This is a genomic window from Ruegeria sp. K5 (genome assembly GCF_056531805.1).
In genome coordinates this window covers 15,836-35,157 of record NZ_JBQFML010000001.1, presented here as the reverse complement: position 1 = coordinate 35,157, position 19,322 = coordinate 15,836, and the positions used below count along the sequence as shown (strand labels likewise).

The window sequence follows — 19,322 nt, the reverse complement described above, 5'->3', positions numbered from 1 at the left end:
TCCGCGCGACCTATGGAAAGCCTGTCAGCGATCATTCTTCGATTGCCTCGATCAATTCGGGGCCCGACGCGCGGTTGGAATTGACCGTCGGGTCGACCCGGTGAAACTCCAACACATCCTCGGCCCCGGGTTTCATCAGCCGCGCGGCACCTTTGCCTGCCTCACCCAACCACAAGGACCAGTCGTCCGGCTCAAGGATCAAGGGCATCCGGTGGTGAATGGCAGACAGGTTTTGGTTCGCTTGCGTGGTGACGATGGCGCAGGTGGATTGCCGGGCGTCATCAGGGCCCCAATCCTGCCAGACCCCTGCAAACGCGATGTGAGCCCCATCTTTGCGATGAATATACCAGGGCAGACGGGTGCCCTGTTCCGTCTTGGTCCATTCGTAGAAACCGGTGGCTACGATCAGGCACCGTCGCGCGCGGCAGGCATCGCGAAAAGCGGGTTTTTCAGCCAGTGTTTCAGCCCGGGCGTTGATCAACAAGGGCCCTGCGGTTTCGGTCTTGTACCAACGGGGCAGAAATCCCCACCGCAGCGCGTCCAACTGCCGACCGCCCTCACCCAACCGCACGGCGTGGACCTGATTTGTCGGGCAAATGTTGTAGTTCGGGACGGCGGGCAAGGCGTTGGCAGGCCTGGCGGCAAAAAGCTGCGCCATGGCATCATTGGGAAGAGTTATTGCAAACCGTCCGCACATGGGTAATGAACCCTCGAAAGTGTTTCATTCAGGCACAAGGTCTCATGGGGTGACATGAAAAATCAAACGGCGAAATCCCTGAAAGACAAGGCAATCGAGCTTTTGGAGGCAGGAAAACTGCCACAGGCGTTGAAAAAGGCCGAGCTGGGGATCAAGAAATTCCCGAAGGACTGCGATTATCGCGCCATAGCCGGGTTCGTCCTGACCGAGATGAAGCAATACAAACGCTCGATCCCGCATTTCGTCGAAGCCTCGCGTATGAAGCCGGAAGACCCGCAATTTGTCGAGAACCTTGCAAATGCGTTGATGCAGACCGGCCAGATCGAGCGCGCGCTGACCTATGCGGAACAAAAATCCGAGAAGTTTCCGAACAACAGGGAACTTGCGCGGGTCATCGAAGAGATTTCGCTGAAGGGCAGCAACTGGCGGTCGATCATCGACTATGCGACGCAGAAACTGGCCAATGATCCCGATAATGCTGATCTGCTGATCAAAAGGGCGCGTGCTTTCGCAAGGATCGGCTTTGTGGAGGAAAATACGCGCGATGTCTCACGCGCATTCGAGTTGGACGCCGAGAATCCGGCAGTCGCCTTTGCCAAAGCAGTTACCTTGCACCAAAGCGGCGACAAAGAGAGCTCTGGCACGCTTTATCGTGCGATTGTGGACAAGGACCCGAACCACAAGAACGCGTTGCTGCAATTGTCGACCATTGCCGACAAGGGTAATGCCTCTGCCCTTTTGAACAAGGTTGAAGCGGCGATAGATGCCAGTGATCACGACTTGCAAGAGCTTCAATTCGCAAAGGCCCACCTGACCTCGAAGATTGAAGGGCTGGGTGCGGCGATGCCGCATTTCGCGCAAGCCAACGCGACGCAGCACGGCACCAATCCCTACCATTTTGCGGCGGAAGATAAGAAGTTTAACGCGATTACGAACCTGTTTCCGGTTGGCGGGCCTGCAGTCAGTTCTGATCTGGTCGAGACCCCAGCCCCGATTTTCGTGATCGGGCAGCCCCGCTCTGGCACAACGTTGATGGAAATGATGCTCAGCGCCGCGCCCGGTATCGCGGGTTGTGGCGAACTGACTTTGGCGGCGGATTTGTCTGTCGAGTTCCAATCGGGCGAACAGGCGTTCGACGCGGATGCAGCACGCGAGTTCGCGCAGCAGTTTCGCGAGCTAATGCCGCCGATCCCCGAGGATTCGACAGCCTTTGTCGATAAGATGCCCCATAACTTCCAGCGCGTCGGCTTCGTCCTTGGGGCGTTCCCGAACGCGAAAGTCATCAACATGTTGCGCGATCCTCGGGATGTTGGCCTGTCAAAATGGATTCGGCGTTTCCCGGCGGGCGGTATGAACTATGCCTCGAACCTGGAATCGATTGCGCATACGGCCAACCTGTACCGTCGGTACATGGCGCATTGGGATGCCGCGTTTGCCGGTCGCATCCTGACCGTGCCTTATGAAAAACTGGTTGCCGACCCGGAAACCTACAGCAGAGACATCGCTGCGTTCTGCGAGATTGAATGGCACCCCGCGATGGTGCGCCCCGAGGACAATACGAAACAAGTGCGAACAGCCAGTATCGATCAGGTGCGCAACAAGATCTCGACCAAGTCGATCGGTGGCTGGCGCGCCGTCGCCGAGCATATTCAGCCCATGCTGGACGGGTTCGATCCCGATCTATGGCCTGAGTACGATTTCAGCTGATCCAAACGAAAAAAGCCGCATCGAAATGATGCGGCTTTCTTTGATATACCAGCGCCTTACTTCTGCTTGATACGCCCATCGACATAAGGCGTATACGGCGCGTTTGCGGCCAGATATTCCGCTGTCACATCCGCCAGATCAGGACCAAAATCATAAGCGTTCTTGTCGTCGCCTTCGAACATGCTGTACCCGTCTCCGCCATTGCGCACATAGTTGTTGGTCACGACCAGATAGGTCGCTGCCGGATCGATCGGCACAAAGCCGTCACCCTCGGCAACCATGACTTCAGTGATACGGCCCTTGTTCGGCGCGACCGAAGGATCCCAGGTGAAGGTCATACCGGCAACCTGCGGGAAACGGCCTTTGACTTCTTCCACCTGGCTGACACCGTTTTCCAGCGCGTCAATGACGCCCTGACCGCTGATCTCAAAGGTCGACAGCGTGTTCTGGAACGGCAGAACCGTCAGGACCTCGCCCATGGTCACTTCGCCTTCGTCAATCGAGGCGCGCAGCCCGCCCGAGTTTGCGATGGCGATCCGGGCCCCCTGATCCGCAACCCGCGCCAGCATCGCATCGGCGACAAGGTTGCCCATCTCGCATTCCTGCACCCGGCAAATATCGCGCGACCCTTCGACCGCGGCACCGGTTTCAGCAACCACGCGCTGCTTCATCTCTTCAATCGGTGCGCCCATTTCGGCGACACGCGCTGCGACGTCCGGGTCAGGGGCGACCGAGGCGTCCAGCAGGATCGGCTCACCTTCTGCGGAAATCAGATTGCCGTCATCGTCGAAGGTCAGAACCACTTCGCCCAGATATTTCGAATAGGCATAGGCCTGCACCACCGGCACATCGCCCACCATCGTCGGATAGGCACCCGCAGCACCTTCGTCCGTGTTCGACAACAGCGTGTGCGAATGGCCGCCAACGACAAGATCCAAGCCGGGAACCTGTTCGGCGATCTCCAGATCTTTGGCCAGACCCACATGGTTCAGCGCGATGATGATGTTCACCCCGTCTTCCTGCAGCGCCGCGACGTCGGCCTTCAGGCTTTCGATTTCGTCCTTAAACACCACGTCCTTGCCGGGGCTTGAGGTATCGACCGTATCCGTTGCCAGCGCCGAGATGATGCCGATCTTCTGGCCACCAACCTCAAGAACCACGTGGTTTTGCACCTTGTCCTTCAACTCGGCCGAATTCGACAGATCCAGATTGCCCGAGATCACCGGGAAGCTGACCGCGTCGATGAAGGCTGCAAGACCTTCGGGGCCATCGTCGAACTCGTGGTTGCCGACGGCCATGACATCATAGCCGATACCTTCCATGAACTCGGCCTCGGCCGCGCCCTTGTAGGTGGTGTAGAACAGCGAGCCCTGGAACGGGTCACCCGCATCCAGAAGCAGCACGTTTTCATCCGCCAGCTCGGCCCGCTTGGCGTCCACGGCTGTTTTCAGCCGGGCCACGCCGCCGAAACACTTGCCCTCGGCCTCGTCTTCGGCGTCGCAGGTGGAATCGTATTTGTTGATCGACTCGATGCGGCTGTGAATGTCGTTTGTGTGCAAAATCGTCAGCTTATACTCAGCCGCCGCAACACCTGCGGTCAGGGCCAACACGGCTGCGGAGGTCAGGAAACGGGTCAACATTTGAATACTCCCTATCTTTGATTGCGCAGATCGTGCGCTGTGGACGGGAAAGAGTCAAAGGGGCAAATCCGACTTGATTCCCCTCGCAGCGCGAGGCATCACCCAAGACATGCTGATCTACAAAATTTTCCGGGCCGATGAATGGGCCGAGTTGCAGGCCAATGGGGCATCGGACGGGGCTCCGATCGATCTGTCCGACGGGTTCGTGCATTTTTCCACCGCTGAACAGGCGGCTGAAACCGCAGCCAAGCATTTCGCCGGTATCGAGGGGCTGACCCTGTTGGCCTGCGACGCGGATGCCATGGGCGATGACCTGAAATGGGAGGTGTCGCGCGGCGGGGCCCTGTTCCCACATCTCTACCGCCAGATCCGTATATCTGACGTGGTCTGGTCGCGCGCGCTGCCCTTTGATGGCCAAACCCACCACTTCCCGAAGGAGATGGCATGACCGCCTATATCGATCCCGAACGCGAGCAATTCGAAACCTTCAAGACGCTGGATCGCGATCACCCCATCGAGATGTTGAATCTGGTCAAGTTTCGCGCCAAGGCCGCCTATCCGGCGGGTCACGAACTGGCCGGGGCCGACCTGACCGGGGCGGATGCCTATGGCAAATACGGGGCAGAGACGGCCCCTATCATTGCCCGGTTGGGCGCGTCGATCCTGTGGCGCGGCGTGTTTCAGGCAACTTTGATCGGACCGACGGATGAAGCGTGGGATGCAGTGTTCATCGCCCGTTATCCCAGCGCTCATGTGTTTTTGGAAATGGTCACCGATCCTGACTATCAGAAAGCCGTTGTGCATCGTCAGGCGGCGGTCGAAACCTCGCGCCTGATCCGCTGCGGTTCGACCGAGGGCGGGGCGTCCTTCGGATGAAATTGACTGAAAAACTTGGGCTGGCCGCCCTGCACCGGATGGATCCGGAAATCGCCCATGGGCTGTCGATCAAGGCGCTGAAGGCTGGGCTGGCCCCTGCGCCCGGGCCGATCACCTCGGCCCGGCTGAGCACCGAACTTGCGGGGCTGCGCCTGCCCAACCCGGTGGGGCTGGCCGCTGGATTTGACAAGAACGGAGAGGTCCTGACCCCTCTGTCCCGCGCAGGCTTTGGGTTTATCGAGGTCGGGGCCGTGACCCCGCGCCCACAGCCCGGCAATCCCAAGCCCCGCCTGTTCCGCCTGACCGAGGACAAGGCCGCCATCAACCGTTTTGGGTTCAACAATGACGGAATGGAGGTCATGGCCGAACGGTTGGCGAACCGTCCCAAGGATGCTGTGATCGGCCTGAACCTTGGCGCAAACAAAGACAGCGACGACCGGCCCGGAGACTTCGCCAAAGTGCTGGCCCATTGCGCCTCGCATCTGGATTTTGCCACCGTCAACGTCTCATCCCCCAACACCGAAAAACTGCGCGATCTTCAGGGCAAAGCCGCGCTCGCCGCACTGCTGAGCGGCGTCATCGAGACGCGCAACGCCCTGCCCCGCCCCCTGCCCATCTTCCTGAAAATCGCGCCCGATCTGACCGAGGCCGAATTGCAGGACATCGCCGAGGTCGCCGCCGAGACCGGCGTGGATGCGGTGATCGCAACCAACACCACCCTGTCCCGAGACGGTCTGCGCAGTGCGCACAAGGACGAAAAAGGCGGCCTGTCGGGTGCGCCCTTGTTCGAGAAATCGACACGCGTGCTGGCCCGGTTGAGTCACCTCACCGGCGGCAACATCCCTCTGATCGGCGTCGGCGGCGTCAGCACGGCGGAACAAGCTTATGCCAAGATTTGCGCCGGGGCGTCTGCGGTGCAGTTCTATACCGCAATGGTCTATGGCGGTCTGTCACTGGCAGCGGAGATCGCGCAGGGGCTGGATGCCCTGCTGGCGCGTGACGGGTTCGACTCGGTGGCGCAGGCCGTGGGTAGCAAACGAGAGGATTGGCTGTGATCGAATATTGGCACAACCCGCGCTGTTCAAAATCCCGCACGGGTCTCGCCCTGCTGGAAGAGCGCGGTGCGGAGGTTCAGGTTCGTAAATATCTTGAAGATGCACCCTCGGACGAGGAGTTGCGCGCAGCTCAGGCCCTTCTGGGCGTATCCGCCGTTCAGATGATGCGCACGGGCGAGAAGCGGTTCAAGGAATTGGGCCTGTCAAAAGATGCACCAGACGCGGAACTGATCAAAGCCATGGCCGAGAACCCGATCCTGATCGAACGCCCCCTTGCCATCGCGGGCGATAAGGCTGCCATCGGGCGCCCTCCGGAAAACCTGCTGGACCTGCTTTAAGCGACCTGAGCCTCAAGCCGGGGATAGCGCCAGCCCATGGTCACACCGCGCGCAAGGTTCAGGACCATAAGCGCGGCCCACAGCCCGTGGTTGCCGAAGCTGGGCACCAGCAGGAACAGGGCCACGATATAGACCGCCACCGATTGCAGCATCGCATCGCGCATCTCGCGGGTCCAGGTGGCGCCGATATAGATGCCGTCAAACATCCAGCTTGCCACGCCAATGACCGGGGCAATCGCCGCCCAGAACAGGAACGCGCGCCCGGCCTCGCGTACCTCGGGCGAGGTGGACATCAGATCGATCAGCGCAGGTCCGGCGAAATAGAAAACCGCGCCCAGCAGAAAGGCCCCGCCGACACCCCATTGCGACGACAAGACAGAGGCGCGCCGGACCTGAAACCGGTCCCGCGCGCCAACTGCGCCACCGACCAGCGCCTCGGCAGAAAACGCAAACCCGTCCAGCGCAAAGGCGGTGATTTCCAGAAATTGCAGCAACACCTGATTGGCTGCCAGATTGACGTCTCCCAGATCGGCCCCAACAAACAGGAACGTTGTGAAGGAACCGGTCAACAGGACCGAACGGATCATGATATCGCTGTTAACCTGCAGCATCCGCCGTAGACGGGCCGCATCGAAGATACGCGACCAATCGCGCCAGATCCGGTTCTGAAACCCGTCGCGGCACAACCACAGCCCCAGCGCCAGCCCCGTCCACTCGGCGATCAGGGTTGCAATGGCGACGCCTTCAACGCCCCAACCGAGGCCCAGAACAAACCACAGGTCCAGAGCGATATTCAGCCCGTTCATCCAGATTTGCAGCAGGAACACGCCCCGCGTCCGCTCGACCGCGATCAGCCATCCGGTCACCGCGTAAAGCGCGATGGTGGCTGGCGCGCCCCAGATCCGAATTTCAAGATAGGCCCGGGACAGCGCCTCGACCTCTGGGCTGGCCGGAGACAGCAGAAACGCGCCGCTGAAAATCGCGACCTGCGTGACGATAAAGACCAGCCCGGCCGCCGCACCCAGCATCAGCCCCCGGATCAGCAGGGCGCGCATCTCGGCCAAATCCCCTGCCCCGCGCGCCTGCGCGGCAAGACCGGTGGTGCCCATGCGCAGAAAACCGAAAATCCAGTAGACCGCAGACAGGATCACAGCGCCGATCCCCACTGCCCCTATCGGCGCGGCCTGACCCATCTGCCCGACAACGCCCGTGTCCACCGCACCCAGAATCGGCACCGTCACGTTGGACAGCACAATCGGAACCGCGATCTTCAGCACCCGCCCGTGCGTTATGGGTGCCGGGGCATCGTGCATTCCTTAGCTCTTGTCAGAGCGGCTTTGGGGGATCAGGAAATGCCCTGTGCCCTGCGCGAACAACTTGTCGTGATTGTCCTGCCAGGCCTCGACCCGAACCGAGGCATAACGCCGACCGGATCGGTTGATAAAGGCGCGGGCATAGGCGTCGCGCGGCAGGCCTGAGCGCAGGAAATCCACCGTGAAATCGATCGTCTTGGGAAAGCGCGTCTCTTCTGATTTCAGAATATCCGCAACATCCAGTTCACCGCTTTCGATCCGGGGGAACAAACGTTCCCAGCTTAGGGTGATAAGGGCTGTGACCTCAAGAAACGCCGCCGTCACGCCACCGTGCAGGGCGGGCAATAGCGGGTTTCCGATCAACTTTTCGTCAAAATTCAGAACGCCGGTCAGCTCATCTCCGCGCCGGTCGAAGCTGATATTGAGAAAGCGGATATACGGAACACCTTCGACCAAAGCGGTCAGCGCGGCATCCCGGCGCTGTTTGACAACCTGCATGGGTTCGGGACGTGCACGCGCCATTTACTTGACCTCCACGGTGAAGGCACCCGATGCGGTGGCGACCGGATTGTCCTGATCTTCATCGGTTGCCGTGGCCCGTACAAAGGCCACGTTCCGCGTGATATGATAGCATTTGGCGCGTGTCGTGATGGTCTGGCCCGGCTTTGCGGCGCGCATGTAATCTATCCTCAGATCGATGGTTGCGGTGCTTGTCGGCTTCACCGGATTGCTCATCACAGCTGCGCCGCAGCACGTGTCCAGCATTGTCGATACGGCACCACCGTGAATGACACCGGTCCGGGGATCGCCAACCAGCGCCTCGTTGTAAGGCATGGTGATTTCCGCTTCACCATTGTTAATATGCGTCAGCTCTAACCCAAGTGCCTGTGCGTGAGGAATGGCCTGGATGAACTGGCGCGCAAATTTTGAGATATCCGCCATACATTTGGCTCCTGTCGTCAAGTTGCCCCTTTATGAGCCGCGGACGATGCAAAGGGCAAGCCCGCCTGTTGCGCTCGTCCTCATGACACCCTACGGTGCTGCCAAGGAGACCAGGAATGTCCGACAACCGTTTGTCATTCAAAGAGATGTGCGCTGAGTACGATGTGACTCCGCGTACCCTGCGTTACTACGAGTATATCGAGTTGTTGCAGCCCGATCGGGAAGGCCGGTCGCGGTTTTACGGCCCCCGCGAATGCGCGCGCATGACGCTGATCATGCGCGGGCGCAAATTCGGCTTTCCGCTGGAAGAGATTCGTCAGTGGCTGCTGATCTATGAAGATCAGGGCAACGAGGCGCAAATGGCTGCCTTTGTCGAAATGGCCGACCGCCAGATGGACGAACTGAACCAGCAGCGCCAGCAACTGGACGAGGCGATGGGCGAGCTCAAGCGCCTGCGCGACCAGACAGCAAAATCTCTGAACTGACAGGCTCAATGCCTGCCGGGTGCCGCAAGCGCCCATAAATCTGCCAGTCGTTTTGGCGGCGTCCGTCCCGATTCCCGGTTGACGCAGGGGAAACAAAATTGCCCCTGAGTCTGTTTACGCGTTCGGAAGTTACGTCAACTTGGAAATGACGCAGCGTTTGGATTACGTAAACGTCACTCTCATGTTGTAAAGCGACCAGCAACTGCGCAAGTCATGTCCAGTGACGCCAGTGACGAGAGTATGACGAATGACCGAAGATCTGATGACCATCCGTGAGATGTGCGAGACCTATGATGTCACGCCCCGTACCTTGCGGTTCTACGAGGCGAAGGAACTGCTGTTTCCGATCCGCGAGGGTCAGAAACGCCTGTTCACCAAACGCGACCGCGCGCGGCTGAAGCTGATTCTGCGCGGCAAGCGGTTCGGGTTCAGCCTGGAGGAAATTCGCCAGCTTCTGGATCTGTACCATGTGGGCGATCAGCAACTGACCCAGATGACCCGCACCTATGAGATCGCGTGCGACCGTCTGGCAGACATGGAATCGCGCCGCGAAGAACTGACGCAGGCAATCGACGATCTGAAAGAACAGTTGCGTTGGGGCGAAAAAGTCATCGCCTCGATGAAACAGGAAAAAAAGGCAGCCGAGTAACCTCGGCCTGCCGGCTGGAAATATGAATTAAGGGAGCTTTCCATGCCCGTGTATAACGCGCCTACCAAAGACACGCAGTTCATCCTGCATGACGTTCTGAAAGTCTCGCAGTCGGATATTCCCGGCTATGATGAACTGGAAGCCGAATTTACCGGCGCAGTTCTGGAAGAAGCAGGCAAAGTTGCCGCGAATGTGCTGCATCCGCTGAACACCGTGGGCGACACCGAAGGGTGTCGGCTGGAAAACGGCATCGTTTACACGCCGACCGGGTTCAAGGACGCTTTCGAGCAGGTGAAAGAAGGTGGCTGGACTGGCCTCGACATGCCGGAAGAGTATGGCGGCCAGAACATGCCCTATGTCATCGGGACTGCTGTGGGCGAGATGTTCTCGGCCGCGAACCAGGCCTTCACCATGTATCAGGGCCTGACCCACGGCGCGGCCTCGGCCATTCTGGCGCACGGCTCGGACGAGCAGAAGAACAAATACCTGCCCAACATGGTCAGCTGCGAATGGACCGGCACCATGAACCTGACCGAACCGCATTGCGGCACCGATCTGGGCCTGATGCGCACCAAGGCGGAACCGCAGGAAGACGGCAGCTATAAGGTCTCGGGTCAGAAGATCTTTATCTCGGCTGGCGATCACGACATGTCCAACAACATCATCCATCTGGTGCTGGCCAAGATCCCCGGCGGCCCCGAAGGCATCAAAGGCGTGTCGCTGTTCATCGTGCCCAAATTCATCGTGAACGAAGACGGCACCCCGGGCGAGCGCAACGGTGTTTCGGTCGGCAAGATCGAAGAGAAAATGGGCATCCACGGCAACTCGACCTGTGTGATGAACTATGACGAGGCGACCGGCTGGCTGCTGGGCGACCAACACAAAGGCATGCGCGCCATGTTCACCATGATGAACGAAGCGCGTCTGGGTGTGGGCATGCAGGGTCTGGCGCAGGCCGAGGCCGCCTATCAGAACGCCGTCGAATACGCCAAGGACCGCCTACAGGGCCGCGACGTGACCGGCGTGAAAAACCCGGACGGCCCCGCCGATCCGCTGATCGTGCACCCCGACATCCGCCGCAACCTGATGGATCAGAAAAGCTTTACCGAAGGCGCGCGCGCGTTCATCCTGTGGGGCGCGACGATGATCGACAAGGCGCATCGCTCGGGTGACAAGGACGCGGACGGTCTGATTTCGCTGCTGACACCGGTGATCAAGGGCTTCCTGACCGATCAGGGTTACGACATGACGGTTCAGGCGCAGCAGGTCTATGGCGGCCACGGCTACATCGAGGAATGGGGCATGTCGCAATACACCCGCGACGCCCGTATCGCCCAGATCTACGAAGGCGCCAACGGCGTTCAGGCGCTGGATCTGGTGGGCCGCAAACTGGCACAGGATGGCGGCAAGCACGTGATGGCCTTCTTCGAAATGGTCAAGGGGTTCTGCAAAGAGAACACGGGCCAGGACGAAGCTTATGACAAGGCGTTCATCGAACCGCTGAAGGCTGCGTCGAAGGATCTGCAGGCCGCTGGCATGTATTTCATGCAGCAGGGCATGAAGAACCCCAACAACGCGCTGTCGGGATCCTATGACTTCATGCATATGTTCGGCCATGTCTGCCTGGGCCTGATGTGGGCGCAGATGGCCAAGGCCGCGCAGGGTGCGCTGGACAATGGTGCGTCGGACAAAGAGTTCTACGAGACCAAGATCAATACCGGTCGCTTCTACATGGCCCGCCGCCTGCCCGCCACGACGCTGCATCTGGCCCGTATCCAGACCGGTGCGGACACTGTGATGGCTCTGGACGCGGCGAGCTTCTGATCTCAGTCTGGGTCCGGGCGCTCATGCCCGGGCCCAGCTATTGAGAGGATACAAGATGCCAAAACGTTTTCGCCTGACCCGCCGTTTTCCGGTCGCCATGACTGAAGACGGGTATCGCAAACTCAAGGGTTTCGCCCGTGAGGCCGGTCTGGATGAAGGTGAGGCGCTGTCCTTTCTGTTCGAGAACTTCAACAGCGTGATTGACGAGGAGAATCTGACCCACCGTCTGCGCATCTTCAACTCTGAGCTGGAAGCGCGAAAACGGTGAGGGCACGCACCAACCAACTGCCTGCTACGGCCTTAGGGCCGGACGCCTCCGGCGGGAGTATTTCTGAAAAGATGAAGACGTGATGCGCCCCTGCCACCGGGCGCACTCGCCATCAGGACAGGGACGACTTCACCTTTTGCGGTCATCGGCTCTCCAGCCTGTACCGCAAGCCGAGTGAAACAGATCCGGTTTGATAAATGGTAAACGTCCTCACTTCATCTTTTTACAAATACTCAATTCCAACCTGACCACATGCGCCTTGGGAGGGGCAATCGCATGACGATCAAACTGCACTGCTTCGGAGAAAGCGGAAACAGCTACAAGGCGGCGCTGGCGTTGGAGATGTCCGGGCTGCAGTGGGAGCCGGTCTTTGTCGACTTCTTCAACGGTGAGACCCGCACGCCAGAGTTCCGCAAGGACGCCAACGAGATGGGCGAAGCCCCGTTTCTTGTCGATGGCGATTTTCGCACCAGCCAGTCCGGCGCCATTCAGGCTTACGTGACCGAAAAATCCGGCAAGTTCGGCGGCAAGGACCGGGACGAGAACTACGAGATCCTTCGCTGGGTGCTGTGGGACAACCACAAGCTCAGCTCGATGGCCGGGTTGACGCGGTTTCTGGTCAATTTCCTGCCGGAAAAACACCGTAACCCGGATGTGATTGCGTTTAATCAGGGGCGATTGAAAGCGGCTTACGAAGTCCTTAATGCCCATTTGGAAGGCCGTGACTGGATTGTTGGTGATGGCGTCACCAACGCGGATCTCAGTTGCTGCGGCTATCTGTATTACCCCGAACCATTCGGCTTTGACCGTGCCGACTGGCCCCATATCGATGCCTGGCTGACCCGTCTCAGCGCACAGCCCGGCTGGAAACACCCCTATGACCTGATGCCCGGCAACCCGTCGGATCGAGCTTAAGGAGAAGTCTCATGACCGAAGCTTACATATATGATGCCCTGCGCACCCCGCGCGGCAAGGGCCGCAAGGATGGCAGCCTGCACGAGGTGACCTCGGTGCGCCTGTCCGCCCTGACCCTGAACGCGATGAAAGAGCGTAACAATCTGGAAGGCCACGCTGTCGAGGACGTGATCTGGGGCAACGTCACGCAGGTGATGGAGCAAGGCGGCTGTCTGGCGCGCTCGGCTGTTCTGGCCTCGGATCTGGATGAATCGATCCCCGGTCTGGCCATCAACCGTTTCTGCGCCTCGGGCATGGAAGCGGTGAACCTGGCGGCGAACCAGGTCAAAGGCGGCGCAGGCGAGGCCTATATCGCCGGCGGTGTCGAGATGATGGGCCGCGTAGCCATGGGCAGCGACGGTGCGGCGATTGCCGTGGACCCGTCGCTGGCGATGGGCACCTATTTCGTGCCGCAGGGCATTTCGGCTGACATTATTGCCACCGAATATGGTTTTACTCGCGATGACGCGGACGCGCTGGCGGTTGAATCGCAGCGCCGTGCCGCAGAGGCCTGGGCGGACAACCGGTTCGAGAAATCGGTCATCACCGTCAAGGATCAGAACGGGCTGACCATTCTGGACCGCGACGAGTACATGCGCCCCGGCACCGACATGCAAAGCCTTGGTTCGCTGAACCCGTCCTTCCAGATGATGGGCGAGCAGATGCCGGGCTTTGACAAGGTTGCGATGCTGAAATACCCGCATCTGGAAAAGATCAACCACGTCCACCACGCGGGCAACAGCTCGGGCATCGTGGATGGGGCCGCTGCTGTGCTGATCGGCAACAAGGAGTTTGGCGAGAAATACGGCCTGAAACCGCGCGCGCGTATCAAGGCGACCGCCAAGATCGGCACCGATCCGACCATCATGCTGACCGGCCCGGTTCCGGTGACCGAGAAGATTCTGGCCGACAACGGCATGAAGATCAGCGATCTGGACCTGTTCGAAGTAAACGAAGCCTTCGCCTCGGTCGTGCTGCGGTTCCAGCAGGCGTTTGACGTCGATCCGGCGCTGGTCAACCCCAATGGCGGCTCGATCGCGATGGGCCACCCGCTGGGCGCGACCGGCGCGATGATCATCGGCACGCTGCTGGACGAGCTTGAGCGTCAGGACAAGGAAATGGGTCTGGCAACGCTTTGCATCGCGTCCGGCATGGGTGCGGCAACCATCATCGAGCGGGTCTGATGCCCAAGCTGGATCTCTCTCAGATCCCGTTCAGGGGCGGCTCGGGCTATCCCGGCAAGCTGGCAAAGGCAGGCGATGGCCGCTTTGTTCAGCCTGTGGGTGATGCCGGCGGGCTGACCCAGTACGGGGTCAACATCGTGCGGCTGGAACCGCAGGGGCTGTCCTCGCTGCGCCATTATCACATGGAACAGGACGAGTTCGCCATTGTCCTCAGCGGCACCTGCACCCTGATCGACGATGATGGTGAGCATGAGATGCAGCCCGGTGATTGCGCCGCCTTTCCCGCAGGTGAGGCCAACGGCCACCACCTTGTGAACAAAACCGATGCGCCCGCGACCTTTCTGGTGGTGGGCACACGGACCCCGACCGAGACCGGCTATTACAGCGACTTAGACATGATGGTGAAGTTCGATGCCGACGGCTTTCGCTTTACCCGCAAAGACGGCAGCCCGCTGACGGCTGACCAGATTGGAGATGACAATGACTGAATTCACTCTGACAAAAGACTCTGATGGCGTGGGCGTCATCACCTGGGATGTGCCCGGGAAAACCATGAACGTGATGTCCTTTGACGGGCTGGCGCAACTGAGCAGCTGCATCGATGATGCGCTGGCAGATGACGCGGTCAAAGGCATCGTCATCACCTCGGGCAAGGAAGGGTCGTTTGCCGGTGGCATGGACCTGAACCTGCTGGCGGTGATGAAGGAACAGGCGGGCGACGATCCGGCCAAGGGTCTGTTCGAGGGCACGATGCAGATGCATGCCCTGCTGCGCAAGATCGAGCTTGCGGGCATGGACCCCAAGACCAAGAAGGGCGGCAAGCCGATTGCCACCGTTCTGCCCGGCACCGCCGCGGGCATCGGTATGGAACTGCCGCTGTCCACGCACCGCATCTTTGCCGCCGAAAACCCCAAGGCAAAGTTCGGCCTGCCCGAGATTATGGTCGGCATCTTCCCCGGCGCGGGCGGCACCACGCGGATGGTGCGCAAGGTTGGCGCGATTGCGGCGGCTCCGCTGTTGCTGGAAGGCAAGATGCTGGACGTCAAGAAAGCCAAGGGCGCAGGCTATATCGATGAGATCGCCGAAGACCCGATGGCTGCGGCCAAGGAATGGGTGCTGAACGCCAAGGACGGCGACATCGTCAAGCCTTGGGATGCCAAAGGCTACAAGATGCCCGGCGGCGCGCCCTACCATCCTGCGGGCTTCATGAACTTCGTCGGAGCCTCGGCGATGGTGCATGGCAAGACCCAAGGCGCCTTCCCGGCTGCCAAGGCGCTGCTGAGCGCGGTTTACGAAGGTGCTCTGGTCGATTTCGACACCGCGCTGAAGATCGAGGCGCGCTGGTTTACCTCCGTGCTGATGAACCCGTCCTCGGGTGCCATGATCCGCTCGCTGTTCCTGAACAAGGAAGCGCTGGAAAAAGGCGCTGTGCGTCCCGCTGGTGTTCCCGATCAGTCGGTCAAGAAGATCGGCGTTCTGGGCGCGGGCATGATGGGTGCGGGCATCGCGCTGGTGTCGGCGCAGGCCGGTATGGAAGTGGTTCTGGTCGACCGTGATCAAGCAGCCGCCGACAAGGGCAAGGCCTATACCGAGACCTATCTGGACAAGGGCATGAAGCGCGGCAAGGTCACCGCTGAAAAGAAAGAGGCCATGCTGGGCCGCATCACCGCGACCCCGGATCTGGACAACCTGAAAGGCTGTGACCTGATCATCGAAGCTGTCTTCGAAGATATGGGCGTCAAGGCCGAGATGACCAAGAAGGTCGAGGCGATCATCCCCGAGGATTGCATCTTTGCCTCGAACACCTCGACCCTGCCGATCACCGATCTGGCCAAAGCCTCGGCGCGTCCGGATCAGTTCATCGGCATCCACTTCTTCTCGCCGGTCGAGAAGATGTTCCTGGTCGAGATCATCAAGGGCAAGGAAACCGGGGATCGCGCGGTCGCCAAGGCGCTGGACTATGTGCGCCAGATCAAGAAGACGCCCATCGTGGTCAACGATGCACGCTTCTTCTACTGCAACCGCTGCATCATCCCCTACATCAACGAAGGTGCGCGCATGATCACCGAGGGCGTCAGCCCCGTGCTGATCGACAACGCCGCGCGTCAGTTGGGTTTCCCTGTCGGTCCGGTTCAGCTGACCGATGAGACCTCGATCGATCTAGGGGCCAAGATTGCCCGTGCCACCAAGGCGGCAATGGGCGATGCCTATCCCGAAAGCCCCTCGGACGATCTGATCTTCTGGATGGAAGAACAGGGCCGTCTGGGCCGCAAATCGAACGCGGGCTTCTTTGACTATGACGAAAAGGGCAAGCGCGTCGGGTACTGGAATGGTCTGCAGGACAAGTATCCGCTGGTCGAGGATCAACCCGACCTGATCGAAGTGCAGGAACGTCTGATGTTCGCGCAGGTTCTGGAAGCGGTGCGCGCGCTGGAAGAGGGTGTACTGGAAGACATCCGCGAAGGCGATGTGGGCGCCATTCTGGCCTGGGGCTTTGCGCCGTGGTCCGGTGGTCCGCTGAGCTGGCTTGACATCATCGGCGCGCCTTACGCCGCCGAGCGTTGCGACCAACTGGCCGCAGCCTATGGCGAGCGTTTTGCCTGCCCGCCGCTGCTGCGTGAGATGGCCGAGAAAGGTCAGACCTTCTATGGCCGCTTCGACCCCGAAGCCAAAGCCGCTTAATCAATTGATGCAGGCGCGTGACACCACGCGCCTGCATCGTTCTTTTCGTGTTTGGTTAGGTCTGCCATTCAGGCCGCAGAAACAGGACAGGCGCATTTGGCCTGCCCGGACGCCCCGGTCTGCGCATGCCGGATGGCGGGCGGATCGGAAAAATCGGTTCCTGCGGGATGGGTGCAGGCAGTGCACCCAACGGGTTTGCAAGGGCTGAAACGTCGCCCCTGATTGCAATCGAATTGACCAAAGCCGTCGCGGTCTGTTCATCCGCCACCCTATAGGGCGCGTGATCCTGTGCCGAACGGGCACTGAACCGACCAGCCGGGCAAAAGGCCTGCAGCCCACCCTCGACAAAGATCACCTCATCGGTGTCAAAAAACAAAGTCGTCACCTGGAACGATGACCCCGGCACCTGCGCCGACATCCGGCACGCGCCGTTCAACATCCGGGCCGGAATAACCGAGACACCCGCCGCGTCGGGATCGAGTTTCCCAAGATCCAGCGCCATGCCCTGCTCGGGCATCAACCAGACAGGCCGCCCGTTATAGGTCGCCCGTGCGGGTACAAATATCGGCATGTAATCGGCGCGGGTTTCATCGGCCGGAATAACGACGCAACAGGTCGAAATCCGGCGCACCTCGCGAAACCCGTTATCCAAAGTTCGCACCAGATCGCCCACGGCAACCCGTTCGATCAACTTCCAGCCACTTGTGGTAGCAACTTTGGTGCCGTGCAACAAACCACCACGGCGTGCGTTTACCGCTTTATTCGGGTCGGCGAAATCAACGTCACCAGATTGATCCGAAAACCCCGAAACACTCACTACTTCAAACACGTGCCTCACCCCCTTGTGGCACAAACTAACGATGCAAAACGGATAGCATGAATTTTAAGAGGTGACTTATTTCTGACATATTTGCGCCCAATTTGGGCCTTTTGAGACCCCTTTTGCGCACATTTTACAGACAAATGCGGGGTAAATACTTCTTTTGATCCGCGTTCGGAAACGATTACTGGGCCGATCCGTCGAACTGATATCCGAATCTCCGAATATCTTCCGCGCAGGCTTGGGCAACCGCATCCACTGTTTGCGTCGTATAGTACCGACGGTAATCGCGATCCCGCTTCGACCGGTTCAGATGCGGCAGCTCCACGTCAAACCCGAGATGTTCGATCAGAGGCCGCGCGTCCTGTGCGAAATGCTCAAGGCGAATATATGCGTCACATCTTTCGGCCCCGTTGGCCATGGTCACATAGGCGCGCGCGGGGTGGTGCCGAAAGGATCGCAGCGTGGACGGATGCAGGACAAACGACCCAAAATCCAGATCTTTGGCGCGCCCGACATCCGGGTGATCAAAGCTCTGTACCCGCAGCCAATGATAATAGCTCACCATCCGGTCCCACGGATTGCGCACCATCGTAAACACGAACATCGACGTCAAAGCCTTGGCAGACAGAACCCCGTCGATATCGGACAGCGTTGAATGCTTCCACAAGCGCCCGCGCGCGTTCAGGGATTTGGCGCGGCGTCGACGTTTCAGCGCCTTGGGCGTATCCCCCAACAGAATGTCATCCTTCATCGCCCGCTGTTCCAGCGCCAACACCAGCGACGTGCCCCCGGTCTTGGGGATATGCACGAACACATAACGGCGTCCGGTCGAGATGATCACGCCACGCCCTGCTCTGCCGTTGCGCGACTGGCGCGCCATCCCAGCACGGCCCCCGCCGTTGCAATCAGTCCGATGCCAAAGACCTGCATCACGCCGATGGACTGCCCCAACGCCACCCAGGCAAAAAGCGGGCCGAAGATCATCACCGAATATTCGAACACGGCAACAAAGGACGGCTCGCCCACTTGATACGCCTTGATCAGCATGAAGACCGCGATGGTCGACCCCACGGCTTGCACGACGATCCACGGGATGGCCGGTTGGAAGTCCCAGACCAGCCCTCGGGTCACAAACCCATCCGGCCCCTCGGGCGTATCCACCGGAAAGGCGGTGAAAAAGGCCAACCCGATTGCGCCTGCCAGTCCCAGGGTCATCACCATATTCGCCAGCAGAGCCACCGTGCTTTCGTCCGAGCAATGACTGCGGGTGACAATGGCGCTGAGCGCATAGAAAAACCCGCCCGCCACCGGCAACAGGGTTCGGGCGTCGAAATCGGTTGGGTTGGGTTGCAAAACGCACAGGATGCCGATGAACCCGATCATCACTGCCCCGATACGCCACGGACCGATAGGTTGTTTCAGCCCCAGTGCCGAGATCAGAAGCACAAAGATCGGTGAGGTAAACAGCCCGGCCAGCGCCTGCGCAATCGGCATCAAAGCCAGCGAGGCGAAATAGAACAGCATGGCCGTGGTGATCAGCAGGCTGCGCACCACGACAGGCCCTAACCGTTTGGGGCGCAGCGTGCCAAAGCCCAGCAGCGACAGCCCTGCGATCAAGGGCAACATCAAAGCGGCCCGACTCAGGTGGAATTGCCACAGCCCTATTGTCTCGGCCAGCAGAATCACGACATTGTCCACAACCCCGATGATGGCCATGGAACTGACCATCAGGGCCGCGGCCAAAATCGGTGAGGTCGGTTTAGCTGCCTGCATCTGCCATTGTTCCTGTTCTGCGTCCCGCCATCCAGCACAATTGCCAATCCCGACGCAACAAGTTTGCGCCACGCGATTTGGGCGTGCTAAGCTGCGGCAAAAGAAATACGAG

The 19,322-nt window shown here is 59.8% G+C and carries 21 protein-coding genes; 13 read left to right on the top strand and 8 right to left on the bottom strand.

What is annotated here, in order from left to right; translation table 11 throughout:
- Positions 1 to 31: 31 nt before the first annotated feature.
- Positions 32 to 697: an SOS response-associated peptidase gene (locus ACR0MO_RS00170; RefSeq protein WP_170622073.1), complete on the bottom strand. Its 666-nt coding sequence runs from the start codon at positions 695 to 697 to the stop codon at positions 32 to 34.
- Positions 698 to 751: 54 nt separating this feature from the next.
- Here ACR0MO_RS00170 and ACR0MO_RS00165 point away from each other — a divergent pair, with 54 nt between their 5' ends.
- The gene (locus ACR0MO_RS00165; RefSeq protein WP_480889188.1) at positions 752 to 2,404 is read left to right on the top strand and encodes a tetratricopeptide repeat-containing sulfotransferase family protein; all 1,653 of its coding nucleotides are present in this window, start codon (positions 752 to 754) and stop codon (positions 2,402 to 2,404) included.
- Between the two features lie 56 nt (positions 2,405 to 2,460).
- On the opposite strand, the gene ACR0MO_RS00160 is transcribed toward ACR0MO_RS00165, so the two are convergent.
- On the bottom strand, positions 2,461 to 4,044 hold the full coding sequence (locus ACR0MO_RS00160; protein ID WP_480626246.1) for a bifunctional metallophosphatase/5'-nucleotidase: 1,584 nt from the start codon (positions 4,042 to 4,044) through the stop codon (positions 2,461 to 2,463).
- 109 nt (positions 4,045 to 4,153) lie between these two features.
- On the opposite strand from ACR0MO_RS00160, the gene ACR0MO_RS00155 reads away from it, so the two are divergent.
- Genes ACR0MO_RS00155 through arsC form a run of 4 tightly spaced genes read left to right on the top strand, consistent with a single transcriptional unit; the run spans position 4,154 to position 6,313 of the window.
- Positions 4,154 to 4,492 (top strand): DUF952 domain-containing protein, encoded by a 339-nt coding sequence (locus ACR0MO_RS00155; RefSeq protein ID WP_480626247.1) that lies wholly within the window; start codon positions 4,154 to 4,156, stop codon positions 4,490 to 4,492.
- Complete coding sequence (locus ACR0MO_RS00150; RefSeq protein ID WP_480889185.1) at positions 4,489 to 4,920, top strand: DUF1330 domain-containing protein; 432 nt, start codon at positions 4,489 to 4,491, stop codon at positions 4,918 to 4,920. Before ACR0MO_RS00155 ends, ACR0MO_RS00150 begins: the two co-directional genes overlap by 4 nt.
- Positions 4,917 to 5,975 carry a quinone-dependent dihydroorotate dehydrogenase gene (locus tag ACR0MO_RS00145; protein WP_480889184.1) on the top strand — a complete coding sequence of 353 codons (1,059 nt, stop codon included), beginning with the start codon at positions 4,917 to 4,919 and terminating at the stop codon, positions 5,973 to 5,975. The genes ACR0MO_RS00150 and ACR0MO_RS00145 overlap by 4 nt, the downstream gene beginning before the upstream one ends.
- Positions 5,972 to 6,313 carry an arsenate reductase (glutaredoxin) gene (gene arsC, locus ACR0MO_RS00140; RefSeq protein WP_170449363.1) on the top strand — a complete coding sequence of 114 codons (342 nt, stop codon included), beginning with the start codon at positions 5,972 to 5,974 and terminating at the stop codon, positions 6,311 to 6,313. The genes ACR0MO_RS00145 and arsC overlap by 4 nt, the downstream gene beginning before the upstream one ends.
- On the opposite strand, the gene ACR0MO_RS00135 is transcribed toward arsC, so the two are convergent.
- From ACR0MO_RS00135 to ACR0MO_RS00125, 3 genes are read right to left on the bottom strand one after another with little or no spacing between them, the layout of a single operon-like run.
- Positions 6,310 to 7,626, bottom strand: coding sequence for an MATE family efflux transporter (locus ACR0MO_RS00135; RefSeq protein ID WP_480889181.1), 1,317 nt, complete (start codon positions 7,624 to 7,626; stop codon positions 6,310 to 6,312). The two genes, arsC and ACR0MO_RS00135, sit on opposite strands and share 4 nt — an antisense overlap.
- A gap of 3 nt (positions 7,627 to 7,629) precedes the next feature.
- Complete coding sequence (locus ACR0MO_RS00130) at positions 7,630 to 8,148, bottom strand: PaaI family thioesterase (protein WP_170449359.1); 519 nt, start codon at positions 8,146 to 8,148, stop codon at positions 7,630 to 7,632.
- The gene (locus tag ACR0MO_RS00125; RefSeq protein WP_480872246.1) at positions 8,149 to 8,568 is read right to left on the bottom strand and encodes a PaaI family thioesterase; all 420 of its coding nucleotides are present in this window, start codon (positions 8,566 to 8,568) and stop codon (positions 8,149 to 8,151) included.
- Between the two features lie 116 nt (positions 8,569 to 8,684).
- Between ACR0MO_RS00125 and ACR0MO_RS00120 the strand changes: the two genes are divergently transcribed.
- From ACR0MO_RS00120 to ACR0MO_RS00085, 8 genes are all read left to right on the top strand, one after another.
- Positions 8,685 to 9,053, top strand: a complete 369-nt coding sequence (locus ACR0MO_RS00120) for a MerR family transcriptional regulator (RefSeq protein ID WP_170449355.1) — start codon at positions 8,685 to 8,687, stop codon at positions 9,051 to 9,053.
- 247 nt (positions 9,054 to 9,300) lie between these two features.
- Positions 9,301 to 9,702, top strand: coding sequence for a MerR family transcriptional regulator (locus ACR0MO_RS00115; RefSeq protein ID WP_170449353.1), 402 nt, complete (start codon positions 9,301 to 9,303; stop codon positions 9,700 to 9,702).
- 42 nt (positions 9,703 to 9,744) lie between these two features.
- Positions 9,745 to 11,526 carry an acyl-CoA dehydrogenase C-terminal domain-containing protein gene (locus ACR0MO_RS00110; RefSeq protein ID WP_170449351.1) on the top strand — a complete coding sequence of 594 codons (1,782 nt, stop codon included), beginning with the start codon at positions 9,745 to 9,747 and terminating at the stop codon, positions 11,524 to 11,526.
- 55 nt (positions 11,527 to 11,581) lie between these two features.
- Positions 11,582 to 11,794 (top strand): hypothetical protein, encoded by a 213-nt coding sequence (locus ACR0MO_RS00105; protein ID WP_005981899.1) that lies wholly within the window; start codon positions 11,582 to 11,584, stop codon positions 11,792 to 11,794.
- Positions 11,795 to 12,070: 276 nt separating this feature from the next.
- Positions 12,071 to 12,709, top strand: coding sequence for a glutathione S-transferase (locus ACR0MO_RS00100; RefSeq protein ID WP_170449349.1), 639 nt, complete (start codon positions 12,071 to 12,073; stop codon positions 12,707 to 12,709).
- A gap of 11 nt (positions 12,710 to 12,720) precedes the next feature.
- Positions 12,721 to 13,932: an acetyl-CoA C-acetyltransferase gene (locus tag ACR0MO_RS00095; protein ID WP_170449347.1), complete on the top strand. Its 1,212-nt coding sequence runs from the start codon at positions 12,721 to 12,723 to the stop codon at positions 13,930 to 13,932.
- A complete protein-coding gene (locus ACR0MO_RS00090; protein ID WP_170449345.1) occupies positions 13,932 to 14,420 on the top strand; it encodes a cupin domain-containing protein in 489 nt (162 codons plus the stop codon). Before ACR0MO_RS00095 ends, ACR0MO_RS00090 begins: the two co-directional genes overlap by 1 nt.
- The gene (locus ACR0MO_RS00085; protein ID WP_170449343.1) at positions 14,413 to 16,614 is read left to right on the top strand and encodes a 3-hydroxyacyl-CoA dehydrogenase NAD-binding domain-containing protein; all 2,202 of its coding nucleotides are present in this window, start codon (positions 14,413 to 14,415) and stop codon (positions 16,612 to 16,614) included. The genes ACR0MO_RS00090 and ACR0MO_RS00085 overlap by 8 nt, the downstream gene beginning before the upstream one ends.
- 55 nt (positions 16,615 to 16,669) lie before the next feature.
- On the opposite strand, the gene ACR0MO_RS00080 is transcribed toward ACR0MO_RS00085, so the two are convergent.
- From ACR0MO_RS00080 to ACR0MO_RS00070, 3 genes are all read right to left on the bottom strand, one after another.
- Positions 16,670 to 17,443: a Hint domain-containing protein gene (locus tag ACR0MO_RS00080; protein ID WP_480781131.1), complete on the bottom strand. Its 774-nt coding sequence runs from the start codon at positions 17,441 to 17,443 to the stop codon at positions 16,670 to 16,672.
- A 175-nt stretch (positions 17,444 to 17,618) separates the two neighbouring features.
- Positions 17,619 to 18,278 carry a sulfotransferase family 2 domain-containing protein gene (locus ACR0MO_RS00075; protein ID WP_480582188.1) on the bottom strand — a complete coding sequence of 220 codons (660 nt, stop codon included), beginning with the start codon at positions 18,276 to 18,278 and terminating at the stop codon, positions 17,619 to 17,621.
- Positions 18,275 to 19,210: a DMT family transporter gene (locus ACR0MO_RS00070; protein ID WP_170622083.1), complete on the bottom strand. Its 936-nt coding sequence runs from the start codon at positions 19,208 to 19,210 to the stop codon at positions 18,275 to 18,277. Before ACR0MO_RS00070 ends, ACR0MO_RS00075 begins: the two co-directional genes overlap by 4 nt.
- Positions 19,211 to 19,322 lie beyond the last annotated feature (112 nt).